This is a genomic window from Enterococcus eurekensis (assembly GCF_042654605.1).
GTDB lineage: Bacteria > Bacillota > Bacilli > Lactobacillales > Enterococcaceae > Enterococcus_I > Enterococcus_I eurekensis.
This window is the reverse complement of sequence record NZ_JBHSGT010000013.1, coordinates 26,478-39,443: the sequence shown is the minus strand read 5'-3', so window position 1 is coordinate 39,443 and position 12,966 is coordinate 26,478. Positions and strand designations below refer to the sequence as shown.

The following is a 12,966-nucleotide window of genomic DNA, read 5'->3' as shown; positions in this document are numbered from 1 at the left end:
GGGGCCAGAAGTAAATGAAAATAAAGGTTTATATTGATGGGCAAGAAGGGACAACGGGCCTTGAAATTGTTGAACGTCTAGAAAAAAGATCCGACTTGGAACTTTTAAAAATAGATTCAGCATTACGCAAAGATCCCAAAGAACGTCAACGACTGATGAATCAATCGGATTACACGTTTCTTTGTTTACCGGATCTAGCAGCGATTGAAGCGGTCGCTTTAATTGAAAATCCAGCGGTTAAAGTGATCGATGCTTCAACGGCTCATCGGACGCATGTCGATTGGGCCTATGGTTTTCCAGAATTATCGAATAGTCATCGACAAAACATTCAAACATCGAAACGAGTGGCAGTTCCCGGGTGCTATGCGAGTGGTTTCGCAGCACTTGTTTATCCGTTGGTTACGGCAGGGATTATGCCCAATGACTATCCGATTGTTTGTCACGCAACGAGTGGTTACAGTGGTGGTGGCAAACAAACGATTCAAACTTATGAAGAGGCCAATCGGTCGATCGAGTATGATGCGCCAAGGTTATATGCTTTGGAACAAAAGCATAAACATTTAAAAGAAATGCAAGCTATTTCACGGTTAGCTTATCCACCGATTTTTAATCCGATAATTGCCGATTATTATCAAGGAATGACTGTCGCGATTCCCTTGCATACACGATTACTTTCAGAAAAGAAAAGTGTGCAAGAGCTACAAGATTTTTTTGAAAATTACTATCAAGATCAAGTTTTTATTAAAGTACAACCGCCGCTAGCGACTGGATTTTTGGCTGCAAATGGTGTGGTAGCATCGAATGAGCTAGAAATTTTTATTTCCGGACATGAGGAACAAATTTTACTCGTTGCTCGTCTAGATAATTTAGGCAAAGGAGCTTCTGGTGCGGCTGTTCAATGTTTGAACTTGATGATGGGAATTGATGAAACAACATCACTGATTTAGGAAGTGATAAAGGGGGAAACAAAGGTTGTTAACAAAAGAGTTTAATTATAAAGTTGTTCCCAATGGGGTTTGTGCGGCCGAAGGTTTTTTGGCGTCAGGGGTTCATTGTGGATTACGCAAAAATAAAAACAAACCAGATTTAGCTTTGATTTATAGTGAGAATCTTTGCCAAGCGGCGGCAGTTTATACGCAAAATAAAGTCAAAGGGGCACCGATATATGTGACCCAAAAGCATTTAAAAAATCACCAAGCACAAGCGATTATTGTCAATAGCGGCAATGCCAATACGTGTAACGCCAATGGGGAAAAAGATGCGAAAACAATGTGTCAAACGATTGCCGCACAGTTAGATATTGAGGAAAGTGATGTGGTCGTTGCTTCAACAGGAATTATCGGTCAACCATTACCGATTGATTTAATTAGTGAAGCGGCATCAGAATTAAAAAATCAATTAAGCCGTGAGGGCAACGATCAAGCGGCAGCGGCGATTTTAACAACGGATACGTGTCAAAAGGAATACGCCCTATCAATAGAAATTGCTGGAAAAACGGTTCGAATTGGTGGAATTTCAAAAGGGAGTGGGATGATTCATCCAAACATGGCTACCATGCTTTGTTTTGTGACAACCGATGTCGCAATTGAGGCAGCCTTACTACAAGAAGCTTTAAGAGCGGTAACGGATGAAACATTTAATATGGTTTCGGTTGATGGTGATACTTCAACCAATGATATGGTGACGGTTCTGGCCTCTGGTTTAGCCGAAAATCCACTGATTACAGATAGTCAGTCCGCTGAATATCAATTGTTTATTCAAGGTTTGTATGTTGTTTTAAGAGAACTCTCACGTAAAATTGCCCAAGATGGTGAAGGTGCCTCAAAACTATTGGAATGCCAAGTGACTGGTGCAAAAGATAAAGCAACAGCTCGTCTGATTGCTAAAAGTGTCATTACTTCAAGCCTCGTTAAAAGTGCAATGTTTGGGCAAGATCCGAACTGGGGCAGAATTTTATGTGCGATTGGTTACAGCGAAGGTGATTTTTCGATTGAAAATGTTCAAGTCGATTTAGCTTCCGTTAAAGGGCGTGCGACCGTTTGTTTGAATGGTTCACACATAGCTTTTGATGTTGCTCAACTGGAGGAAATTTTGACTGAAGATGAAATATTCATCTATGTTGATTTAGGTCAAGGACAAGCCAAAGCAACGGCTTGGGGCTGTGATCTAACTTATGATTATGTCAAAATTAATGCCGACTATCATACATAGGAAATAAGCGAGGTGCAGGAAATGATATCAGATAAATTACGCGCTGAAATCTTAATGGACGCGTTACCTTATATTCAAAAATATAACAATAAAATTGTGGTCGTCAAATATGGGGGCAATGCGATGACGAGTGAAGCATTGAAAGATGCCGTTATGGCAGATATTGTCTTACTTTCTTTAATTGGGATTAAAGTCGTATTGGTTCACGGTGGGGGGCCAGAAATTAATGAACAGCTTCAAAAAATTGGCAAAGAGAGTCATTTTGTGGATGGGCTACGCTACACCGATCAAGAGACGATGGATGTCGTTCAAATGATCTTAGCGGGTAAGGTTAATAAAAATTTGGTTGCACATTTGGAAAAAAGTGGCGGAAAGGCGATTGGTCTTTGTGGGATTGATGGTTCAATGATTCAAGCTGAGAAAAAAATTAGCAGTGTTGATCTCGGTTTTGTTGGAACGATAACAAATGTTGATGCGACTCCGATTATCAATGCCCTTGATCACGGCTATATTCCAGTTGTTTCAACGATTGGAATTGGTGAAGATAAACAGACGTATAATATTAATGCCGATACGGCGGCTGCTAAAATTGCAGCTACACTCCAAGCAGAAAATTTAATTTTAATGTCGGATATTAAAGGCGTTCTACGTGATCAAACCGATGAGAATACCTTAATTCCACTCGTTCAAGTTAGTGAAGTACCGAGTCTAGTCAAGCAAGGGATTATTAGTGGTGGTATGATACCGAAAATTGAATGTTGTGTCGAAGCGATTCGTCGAGGAGTCAAACGTTCAATTATTATTGATGGACGCACACCGCATTCGATATTAATTGAGTTGTTATCAAAAGAAGGAATTGGAACAATGTTTTCTTAAAAAGGAGGGAGTCAATGTCCGTACAAACGCAAACACAACAATACGTGATGCATACTTATGCTCGAAAACCAGTCACCTTAGTTAAAGGTCAAGGAGCAATTGTTTATGATGAATCCGGCAAACAATACTTTGATTTTAGTAGTGGAATTGGAGTCAATTCACTTGGTTATAGTGATCCGGAGTGGAGTTTGGCAATTGCTAAACAAAGTCAGACTTTGCAACATACGTCCAATTTATACTATACACAACCGATGGCACAATTAGCTGAAATATTATGTCAGAGAACCAATTATGCAAAAGTTTTCTTTGGAAATTCTGGTGCAGAAGCCAATGAAGGTGCAATTAAATTGGCTCGTAAATATAGTTTTGACCGTTATGGGAAATCCGCCCAACGTTATAAAATTTTAACCTTGAAAGACTCATTTCACGGTCGGACGGTTACGACTTTATCAGCAACCGGTCAAGATGTTTTCCATCAATCTTTTGATCCTTTCACACCTGGTTTTGATTATGTGGTAGCCAATGATTTAGCTGATTTAACAAGTAAACTTGATGATCAAGTTTGTGCGGTGATGATTGAATTCGTTCAAGGTGAAGGTGGCATTCATTTACTAGACAAAGTGTATGTTCAAACGTTATTTGAGCTTTGTGCAGCCAAAGATATCTTAGTGATTGCAGATGAAGTTCAAACAGGAATTGGCCGAACAGGCAGACTGTTGGCCAGCGAACATTATCAAGTCCAACCAGATATTAGCACTTTAGCTAAAGGATTAGGTGGCGGCCTTCCAATTGGTGCGGTATTATGTAATGAGAAATTAGCCGATGTCTTTCAGCCAGGGGATCATGCCACAACCTTTGGTGGTAATCCAGTGGTTTGTGCAGGTGCGCAAGTGGTTTTAGATAAACTAACACTACAAGTACTAGAAAGCGTTCAACAAAAAGAACAGCTAATACGACAACATCTAGAAAAAATGCCAGAAGTAAAAAAAATCGATGGCATTGGTTTGATGTTGGGGATTCAGTTGGAAAGTAAAACGGCAGCAGAAGTAATCGATGCTTGCTTGGAAGAAGGTTTAATCGTACTTTCAGCCAAAGAAAAAATTCGTTTATTACCTCCACTAACAATTAGTGCTGAGGAACTTAAACAAGGATTAGCGATTTTAGCCAAAGTTTTAGCAGATTAATGAAGGAGTGAGTCGATGAACCATTTACTAAAAATGCTCGATTTATCAAAAGAAGAAATTATTGAGTTATTAAATTTAGCGGATCAATTAAAATATGAAAAAGCCAATAACATTCCACATCCTCATTTGGCGGGTAAAACGTTAGCGATGATTTTTGAAAAATCATCAACGAGAACACGCGTCTCTTTTGAAGTGGGTATGTATCAATTAGGCGGACATCCTTTATTTTTAAGCTCAAATGATTTACAAATGGGACGTGGGGAACCGATTCAAGATACCGCACGTGTACTTTCGCGTTATTGCGATGGTATTATGATCCGGACATTTGGCCATGCGATTGTCGAAGAATTAGCCGAATATAGCAGTGTTCCAGTGATCAATGGCTTAACTGATTTTTCACATCCTTGCCAAATTTTCGCTGATTTATTAACGATTCGTGAATACAAAGGTTCGTTTGAAGGTTTAAAAGTTTGTTTTATTGGGGATCCAAATAATATGGCAAACTCGTTAATCGTCGGAGCTTTAAAATTAGGCATGCGTTTTTCATTAGCTTCACCCACAGGTTATGAATTGCATCCAGAAATTGCGGATTTTGTTGCGGGGAATCCTCATTTTGAACAAACAACCGATGTCTTAGAAGCAGCTAAAGCAGCGGATGTCGTAATTACCGATGTTTGGGCATCAATGGGAGACGAAGCAGAAGTCGAAGAGCGTAAAAAAGCTTTTGCCAACTATCAAATCAACCAGTTGGTGATGGATGTAGCCAGTGCGGATGCGATTGTTTTACATTGCTTACCGGCCCATCGCGAGGAAGAAATTACAACAGAAATCTTTGAAAAGTATGCCCACGTGATTTTTGATGAAGCTGAAAATCGGTTACACGCGCAAAAAGCCATTTTAGTGAAGTTGATGGCATCTTAAAAACGAGTGTAGAAAAGTTGTTTTAGCCTGAGAAATTGATTGAATGTAAGCAATCGTTGATTAACAAGTTTATTACGTGTAACAAACTAAAAAGATAGGAATGCGGCTAATGCCGTAGTCCTATCTTTTTAGTTTCGTTAGGTCAAATACAATTACTTCATCAATGGGTATGACATCTGATTGATTTCGATACTCGCTTGCACCTGATTCAAATAAAACGAAAAGCTTCTCATTTTCTACTACAATTTGTTCCATATAAGGTGGAAAGTCTATTGATGAGGAGAAATCTTCTTCTTTATAAGAAATGGGGTCTTTCTCAAGATTATTTTTCAAGAAAAAAAGTTGTGAGTCCGACTCGCCGTATGATTGAGAGAAAAGAATTTGATTGTTGAAAAAAGTCACGCCTTGAATCTTTTCAACGATTTCTACTTTTTCTTTTTTTGAATCAATACCACGTGTCTCTTCAGGATTATTTTGTTTTGCCTGGTGAGGAAGTCCGCTATTATCTAATGGGTAACTAACAAGTGTGCCTTCATTGTCCTTTTTAAAATGACCAACAATCAAGTTGCTTTCATGATAAGCTAAAAAAGAAGCTTTTGGTAAATCTTTTAACGGAATTTCATAACGATAGGCAAGCGGCTGTTTTGCATGCTCAAAATCATATTCTTTGATTTGTTTGACTGAAAATGCTGCGATTTTTGCTTTTTCATCGGCTGTTTCGGTTGTTAACCACAAGTTATTACTGATCGGATCATAGGCAAGGCCCCCAGCATGTGCCAAATCAGGAAGAACAATTGTCTTTTTATGTGATCCAGAATGTTTATCTAAGACATAAATAACGGAATTGTACTTTTTATCAGCGCTATAGGCTGAAATAAAAAGGAAATCGTTCGAAAATGCCAAACCTTGAGGAATCATGTTCTCTGCGTTCGTAGGCTTATGTGTTTTGACGTCCATGGTGAGTGTATTTTCTAAATCAGGAATTTTGTATTGAGTCTTTGGTATTAAGCTAGTAGATAAATGCGGGTATTGCTCTTTGAATACTAGAGAATAGTTTGTAGAGATAGCCTGAAACCACTGCCAAGAAGCGTAAAAAATAATTATTAAAAGTAGTAAGAAGAATGCATAACGAGAGTAAATTCTTTTTTTTATGGTCACAAAAAAACCTCCTTTGTATTATGAATTGTACTAAACTTACGCTTATAAGGGAATTAAAAGAATAGAAAGTTTGTAACTTGATACAAATCAATTCATAAAATTTGCTCAGACAGTAGACTAGAGGAAAGAAGAAAGTAGGGATTAAAATGACAACAAATTTAAAAAATTTTGTCGTAGAAAATTTTGCAGAGTTAGATAAATACTCCAAAACAATTGCGAAAGTTCATGGTAAAAATCACCCAGAATTATTAGAAGTACGAGAAGTATTTTTGAAGGTGCAAGAAAAAGTCCAACAAGAGGCAACGAAAGAAGCGTTAGCACCAGAAATCAGACAATTAAGAAAATTGACGAATGACTATCAAGTACCTGCGGATGGTTGCCAAGCGTATCAAAAAACCTATCAGATGTTACAAGCATTGGACGGAGTTTATCAAAACTAAAAACAACCGAGAACAGACTAATTAAAAAGTCTGTTCTCGGTTGTTCTAGTTTTAATTAGAAGGCTTGTGGATTTTCCGCGCGTAAATCAAGGTGCTTGAGGTAACGCCAACGAGAAATACCAAAAAGAATCAGTTGTAACGTTAAGTAAACGGTAATAATGATTGAAAAATAGTACCATATATTGACTTGAACTAGTTGGACGATTCCCCAAAAGGCAACCGCTGAATGACAAGTTGCTATCAATATCGGTAAGAAATACATTGTAACTAATTGTTTCGTCACAATTTGATGTCGGATTCTTGGTGGTAGTCCAATTTGATAAAGGCTTCGATGGAAACGACCTTCTTTATCTAAATCACCGAATAAACGGAAGTAAAGAATGGAAGAAGCAAATAAAAAGAAAACACCACCGATAAGTAATCCAATCATTAAAATAAAACCATTGGCTTGGCGTTTTTTGAGTACAGTATTGTAAAGGGACTCGAATTCAAAGAAATCTTGATAAAGCTTATTCCAGGTACTCTCGTCAAGATCTTGATCGTAATATTTATCAAAGTTCGCTTCGAATTCAGCTTTCTTTTGATTTAAATTGGCGACAATTTGCTTATTGAGCGCACTTTGATCATCCCAATCCTGATAATCAATTAATTGATAAATATCGGGGTAAAAAGGGGGATCTGTATTTTTCTTCATTTCTTTTATAACGGCATCCGGTGCGATAACGGTATTTTGATAATAAATTAATGAAAAGTTAGTCGGAACTTCTTTTAGGGAAAAAGCTTGATCGCTAAATTCTAAAAAGACTGTCTCTGTTTGACTTTGTTTTCGAATGCGCGCACCTTCATTTAAGTTGGCTGCTGTTTGTAGTAATTGATTTTCCTCAGGATTTAAGGTTTCTAAACCTAATTGTTTCGCTACTCGATTATAACTAGAAGCAGAAATCAAAGAGACGTAGTCAAGCATATTTTCATTCTCATCTAAAATCCCGAGAGAATAACTCTCGATTTTTTCATAAGTTGGTTGATAGCCAGCTGATTGCAAATCGTTAAAAATTTCTTTCCCCATTTTAATAATGGGTTGTTCGTTTTCAGGTAGAGTAACTTGAGCAGAAGGATGGTGAATTAAAAAAGCAACTGGTAAATTGTTCCGTGTATTTGCTTGGGTGCTACCTAAACTGGCCGTCACTGAAACACCAACAAGTGCGACAGCTGCCGTACAAGTAATGAGTGAAAATAAATTAGCGTTCTCTTTTCCACGATAAGCACCCGTTGCAGCTAATAATAAGTTTTTGCCTTGCCAGTAGTTTGTTTGTTTTTGTTTCCATAAATAATAGTAGACGCTGACTTGATGAAAAAATAAAAAAGTCGCTGCAACGGTAAAAAAGACACAAGAAAATAGAACAAAGAGGTTACTGTTATTAATCGATTTTACAAAGTAGATAAGAGAACCGTAACCTAAAATTAAACAAGAAAAAGCAAGAATCACTAGAAAAGGATTTGCTTTTGGTGTTTTTTCAGGCATTTCATCACTTTTACCTAGTTGTGTCAGATTTGCCGTCTCAATTTTTAACGTTAATAAGAAACTAACCAATAAAAATAATAAAAAGTAGACAACAATTGTTAAGAATATTCCTAGAATAGGAAAATAAAAGTCAAGACCGTTTGGTAAACTAAGAATTTTTTGGATCACAATTAAAATAGCTTTCATAAAAAGAACACCAAGCGTAATTCCTGTAAAAATCGCGCCTGTGCCAATCACCATATTTTCGCCAAAAAGAAGCAAGCGTAAATCACGTGGCTTAATTCCAAGCATGACGTAAATACTTAATTCGCGTTTTCGTGATTTTGAGAAAATCCCAAAGGAATACCATAAGAAGATAAATGATAAAGCGACAATTAAGATTTGGCTGACAGTCATTCCAATCGTTGCTAAGTGTGTAACGGTATCACTACTACCACCTAAACCCGATTTTAATTGCGGATGAAAGTTTAAAATCGCAAATAAAAAGAAAACAAACACCGAGAAGCTACTACTTAAAAAATAGCCACCATAAATGCGTTTAGAGCGTAAAACATTATTAATAATCAGCTTGAAGAAGCTCATGACTACGACCTCCCAAGTGACTTAATACTGTTAGAATTTTTTGATAAAATTCATCCCGATTTTCTCCTAGATAGATTTCATTGTAAAAGCGCCCATCCTTAATAAAAACGACACGGTGACAATAGCTAGCCGCAAAAGCATCATGTGTCACCATTAAGGTCGTGACTTGACGCTCAAAATTAAGCTGACTGAGTAAGCCCATCACATCATCAGCCGATTTTGAATCAAGGTTTCCAGTTGGTTCATCCGCTAGAATCAACATAGGATTATGAATTAAGGCTCGACAGATCGCGACTCGCTGCATTTCTCCGCCAGATAATTGATAGATTCTTTTATCACGTAAAGCAGAAATTCCGAGTTCGTTGAGTAAATCTTCGGCCTTTTTTAACATTGAAGCGGGTTTTTCTCCATCTAAAGTTAGTGGCAAGACAATATTCTCAATCACGGTTAAAGGAGCTAGTAAGTTATATTGTTGGAAAACAAAACCGAGATTATGACGTCTAAAATCAGCTAATCGATTTTTTTGATAGAGATGCGGATTTTCATTGGCAAGCAATACTTCACCAGTCGTCGGTTGATCAAGTGTCGCAATGCAGTTTAGCAAAGTGGTTTTTCCGCTACCAGAAGGCCCCATAATCGCTACCATTTCACCTTTTTCAACAGTTAAATCAATACCTTTTAAGACCTCGACGGTAACTTCACCAGTGTAATTTTTTGTAAGTTGTTTGACAGATAGTAATGACATATTTCTCCTCCTTGTATCATGCTTAAACCAAGTTTATCAAGTCGCGAAGCTTTCAGCCATTGTTTTGGCGAACATCAAGCTTACAAAGATGTAAGATTGAAAAAGTAGCGTGGTAAGTCATTCACCACGCTACTTTTTGATTTTTTGAAAAGTGAAAGTCACCTTGGTTCCCAATGATGGCGTTGATTGAATTTGAAAATCAATCGCTAATCCTTCAGCAACTTGATTGACAAGGTAGAGCCCCATACCGGTTGCCTCACCAAATTTTCGGCCGTTTTCACCTGTAAAAAAGGCCCGTTTAATTCTTGGTAAATCAGAAGGTGGGATACCGAGACCATAATCAGTGATGGAAAGCACAACGGTTTCATTTGTCTCACTAGAAGTTATTTCAATTTTCTCTCCGGAATGGGAGTATTTTAGACTGTTAGTCAAGACTTGTTCAATCATAAAAGCCAGCCACTTTTCATCGCTAATGACAATTAAATCATCAGAAATTGTAAGAACAGGATAAATATTCCGTTGAATAAACGTACTTTTTTGCGTATTAATGGCAGACGTGACCACTTCTTTTAAAGATAATTGTTTTAAAAGAAAATCCGCCTGAAAGCCGGTACTTAAACGCGCTTCGTTTAGAGCGATATTCAGTCCATTTTTGAGTCGCTGTGTTTCTGTTAAAACCGCGGTTGGTGAAAGTTGGTGATTTTGAGCCATCATTTCCAAGACACTTAAAGGGGTCTTCATTTGATGGACCCATAAATTCATAAAAGTAATTTGTTGTTCGCGTCGCTTAGTCATCAGGGTGAATTGCTTTTCTTCTTTTTTTCGTAAAATTTCGAACTGACTTTGAATTTGTTGACTAATAGGACTACTATCACCCGGTAGCATCGTCAGTGTTTCACCGGATAGGAAACGATAAAGATGTCGTTTGGTATAATAATCATAGACAAACAAAAGTAAGAATAAAAAGCTTGAAATACCTAAAAAGTAAAGGACAAGACTCCAAGCAAGTGCATCGGTTAATCCAATAATAACCGCTACAAAGCTAATGATGGCCAAGCATGCTAAAAAGGGACGCCAATGAGTTTTAAAGTAAAAAGCCATTTAATCCACCTGCCAATTCAGCTGATAACCTTTGCCGCGAATTGTTGCAATACAATTGACTAATCCTAAATCTTCAAGTTTTTTTCGTAAACGTCCCATATTCACAGAGAGTGTATTATCATCAACAAAGCGGATATCATCCCATAATTTCATTAGCAGCATTTCACGCGGGACGATTCTGGGCGATTCCTCAATTAGTAGCTCTAAAAGCTCGCCTTCTTTTTTCGTCAATAACTCTATTTGCGTTTGATAATGGATTTCTAAACGCTCGGGAAAGTATGTTAGTTCGTGAAAAGTGACTGTTCGTTCTTTACTCATCGCATATTCACCATAAGCCCGTCGTAAATGACTTTTAATTTTTGCAATTAAAATATCGTTGTTAAAGGGCTTAACAAGGTAATCATCGCCACCATACTCCATTGCCATAACTTGGTCCATCGGGTGTTCACGAGCTGATAAGAATATAATTGGTAGGTTTGATAACTGACGAATTTTTTTCGTCCAATAAAAGCCATCAAAATAGGGCAAGTTGATATCCATTAAAATTAAATCGGGTTTGAAAGACGTAAATTCTTGGTCTAAGCGTTGAAAATTTGTAGCAAGGTGTACTTCGAATCCATATTTTTCAATTGTTTGACGAACTAGAGTAGCTAGTGTGAAATCATCTTCAATTAGAAAAATTCTCATACCTCAGACTCCTTTTTATGGGCGTCAACAAATTGTAAATGCTCGTTAAAATACTTTTTGTAACCGAGGTAACCAGCAATAATCGATCCTAAACTAGTTGTTGAAAGTAACATAAAGGTCACCATAATTTGATATTTAATTGCGTGTACTGGGTCAACACCAGCGAAAATCAGACCAGACATCATCCCAGGTAAACTGACAAGCCCAACCGTTTTAGCCGAGTCGATTGTAGGTTGCATCGCGACTTTAATACTTTCTCGTAAAATGGGTTGAGAGGCTTGCTTGATTGTCGCGCCTAAAGCTAATTTTTCAAGTACTTGTTGGCGCTGATCATGGAATTTGGAGGACAAATTTCGATAACACAAACCAATGGCAACCATGGAGTTACTAGCAATCATCCCACTGATTGGAATCACTTGCGAAGGAATAAATTGAATGGCTCCGGATAAAATTAAAATTCCCATCGTAATATAAGTACTGACAGCGATAGCTAAAAGGGAGTCCCAATAGTTTTTAATAAAATGCGGGTTCCGCTTATGGGCATTCCAAGCAGCATTTAATACAATAAAGAAACTCATACTAGCTGTTAAAACGACGTTATTGACTTGGAATAAATATTTCAAGACGTAACCAACTATAGTTAATTGAATGACCGCCCGTAAGACACTAAAGAGGATGTCTTTACTTAATTCAAGTTTTTCTTTTTGACTAATCAAAACGGCAATCATCACAAGTGCAAATGAAAACAGTAAAGATATATTATTGACCGCTAATTGATTCATTTAAAACGCCTCCTTCTTGAATCGTCACCATATGAGTAGCATTTGCTAATTCTTCGACATCGTGAGTGATTTGAATCAGCGTAACACCACTTTCGTGAATTTTTCCGAGTAGTTCATGGACGATTTGCTTATTCTCACTGTCTAAATCAACTGTGACTTCATCGAGTAGTAGTATTTTTGGTAAGAATAGTAAATTACGCAATAATGCGACACGTTGGCGTTCACCACCAGAAATTTCTGTAATTTTTTTATTAAGAAAACCCTCGGTTAAAGCAACGAGTTGTAAAGCTTTTTTAACTTTTAAAGCATCATAAGGCAGATCACGAATGGTAAATGGGAAAAGTAAATTATCATAGACAGTCTCACCAAATAAAGTCGGATTTTGAAAACAATAAGAAACTTCTTTGCGGTAAGTGGTTTTTTCATAAGCTTCTTGATCTTTATTCTGATAAGTAATTGACCCACTTGTCGGTGTGAGTAGGGAAGCGATGATTTTTAGTAGCGTACTTTTGCCACCCCCAGATGGACCGGTAATGGTTAACCAAGCATTTTCTTCAACAGTTAAGTTGATATTTTTTAAGATTTGTTGCTGATCAACTTGATAAGACAAATCTTTAATCGTTAATAAAGACATTTAAAAACCTCACTTTTAATTGATAGTCTTATTATACCTTGTCTAATTTTATTATGAAAGTGTTGGAACCGAAATTTGACAATCAAAGGGAATCTTGTTAAATTATGAGAGAAATAAAAAATA

The 12,966-nt window shown here is 37.2% G+C and carries 13 protein-coding genes; 6 read left to right on the top strand and 7 right to left on the bottom strand.

Annotated elements, in window-relative coordinates:
• The first annotated feature begins 14 nt into the window (after nucleotides 1–14).
• From argC to argF, 5 genes are read left to right on the top strand one after another with little or no spacing between them, the layout of a single operon-like run.
• Nucleotides 15–947: an N-acetyl-gamma-glutamyl-phosphate reductase gene (gene argC, locus ACFO3L_RS01305; protein ID WP_379963065.1), complete on the top strand. Its 933-nt coding sequence runs from the start codon at nucleotides 15–17 to the stop codon at nucleotides 945–947.
• Between the two features lie 25 nt (nucleotides 948–972).
• The gene (argJ, locus tag ACFO3L_RS01300; RefSeq protein ID WP_379963063.1) at nucleotides 973–2,211 is read left to right on the top strand and encodes a bifunctional glutamate N-acetyltransferase/amino-acid acetyltransferase ArgJ; all 1,239 of its coding nucleotides are present in this window, start codon (nucleotides 973–975) and stop codon (nucleotides 2,209–2,211) included.
• Between the two features lie 21 nt (nucleotides 2,212–2,232).
• Nucleotides 2,233–3,087 carry an acetylglutamate kinase gene (gene argB / locus ACFO3L_RS01295; RefSeq protein ID WP_379963061.1) on the top strand — a complete coding sequence of 285 codons (855 nt, stop codon included), beginning with the start codon at nucleotides 2,233–2,235 and terminating at the stop codon, nucleotides 3,085–3,087.
• Between the two features lie 14 nt (nucleotides 3,088–3,101).
• Entirely contained in the window at nucleotides 3,102–4,271 is a 1,170-nt protein-coding gene (locus ACFO3L_RS01290; RefSeq protein WP_379963059.1) for an aspartate aminotransferase family protein, read from the top strand.
• Nucleotides 4,272–4,286: 15 nt separating this feature from the next.
• Nucleotides 4,287–5,192, top strand: coding sequence for an ornithine carbamoyltransferase (gene argF / locus ACFO3L_RS01285; RefSeq protein ID WP_379963057.1), 906 nt, complete (start codon nucleotides 4,287–4,289; stop codon nucleotides 5,190–5,192).
• A 120-nt stretch (nucleotides 5,193–5,312) separates the two neighbouring features.
• Here the strand turns inward: argF and ACFO3L_RS01280 are convergent, their stop codons facing one another.
• A complete protein-coding gene (locus tag ACFO3L_RS01280) occupies nucleotides 5,313–6,350 on the bottom strand; it encodes a YncE family protein (RefSeq protein ID WP_379963055.1) in 1,038 nt (345 codons plus the stop codon).
• Between the two features lie 146 nt (nucleotides 6,351–6,496).
• On the opposite strand from ACFO3L_RS01280, the gene ACFO3L_RS01275 reads away from it, so the two are divergent.
• A complete protein-coding gene (locus ACFO3L_RS01275) occupies nucleotides 6,497–6,790 on the top strand; it encodes a hypothetical protein (RefSeq protein WP_379963053.1) in 294 nt (97 codons plus the stop codon).
• 55 nt (nucleotides 6,791–6,845) lie between these two features.
• Here ACFO3L_RS01275 and ACFO3L_RS01270 read toward each other — a convergent pair whose 3' ends face one another.
• The 6 genes from ACFO3L_RS01270 to ACFO3L_RS01245 form a co-directional block, all read right to left on the bottom strand.
• A complete protein-coding gene (locus tag ACFO3L_RS01270) occupies nucleotides 6,846–8,894 on the bottom strand; it encodes an ABC transporter permease (RefSeq protein WP_379963051.1) in 2,049 nt (682 codons plus the stop codon).
• Complete coding sequence (locus ACFO3L_RS01265; RefSeq protein WP_379963049.1) at nucleotides 8,869–9,639, bottom strand: ABC transporter ATP-binding protein; 771 nt, start codon at nucleotides 9,637–9,639, stop codon at nucleotides 8,869–8,871. The genes ACFO3L_RS01270 and ACFO3L_RS01265 overlap by 26 nt, the downstream gene beginning before the upstream one ends.
• Before the next feature lie 129 nt (nucleotides 9,640–9,768).
• On the bottom strand, nucleotides 9,769–10,740 hold the full coding sequence (locus tag ACFO3L_RS01260; RefSeq protein ID WP_379963047.1) for a sensor histidine kinase: 972 nt from the start codon (nucleotides 10,738–10,740) through the stop codon (nucleotides 9,769–9,771).
• Complete coding sequence (locus tag ACFO3L_RS01255; protein ID WP_379963045.1) at nucleotides 10,741–11,427, bottom strand: response regulator; 687 nt, start codon at nucleotides 11,425–11,427, stop codon at nucleotides 10,741–10,743. It abuts the gene before it with no gap.
• The gene (locus tag ACFO3L_RS01250; RefSeq protein WP_379963043.1) at nucleotides 11,424–12,209 is read right to left on the bottom strand and encodes an ABC transporter permease; all 786 of its coding nucleotides are present in this window, start codon (nucleotides 12,207–12,209) and stop codon (nucleotides 11,424–11,426) included. Before ACFO3L_RS01250 ends, ACFO3L_RS01255 begins: the two co-directional genes overlap by 4 nt.
• Nucleotides 12,187–12,843: an ABC transporter ATP-binding protein gene (locus ACFO3L_RS01245; RefSeq protein ID WP_379963041.1), complete on the bottom strand. Its 657-nt coding sequence runs from the start codon at nucleotides 12,841–12,843 to the stop codon at nucleotides 12,187–12,189. Before ACFO3L_RS01245 ends, ACFO3L_RS01250 begins: the two co-directional genes overlap by 23 nt.
• Between the last annotated feature and the right edge of the window lie 123 nt (nucleotides 12,844–12,966).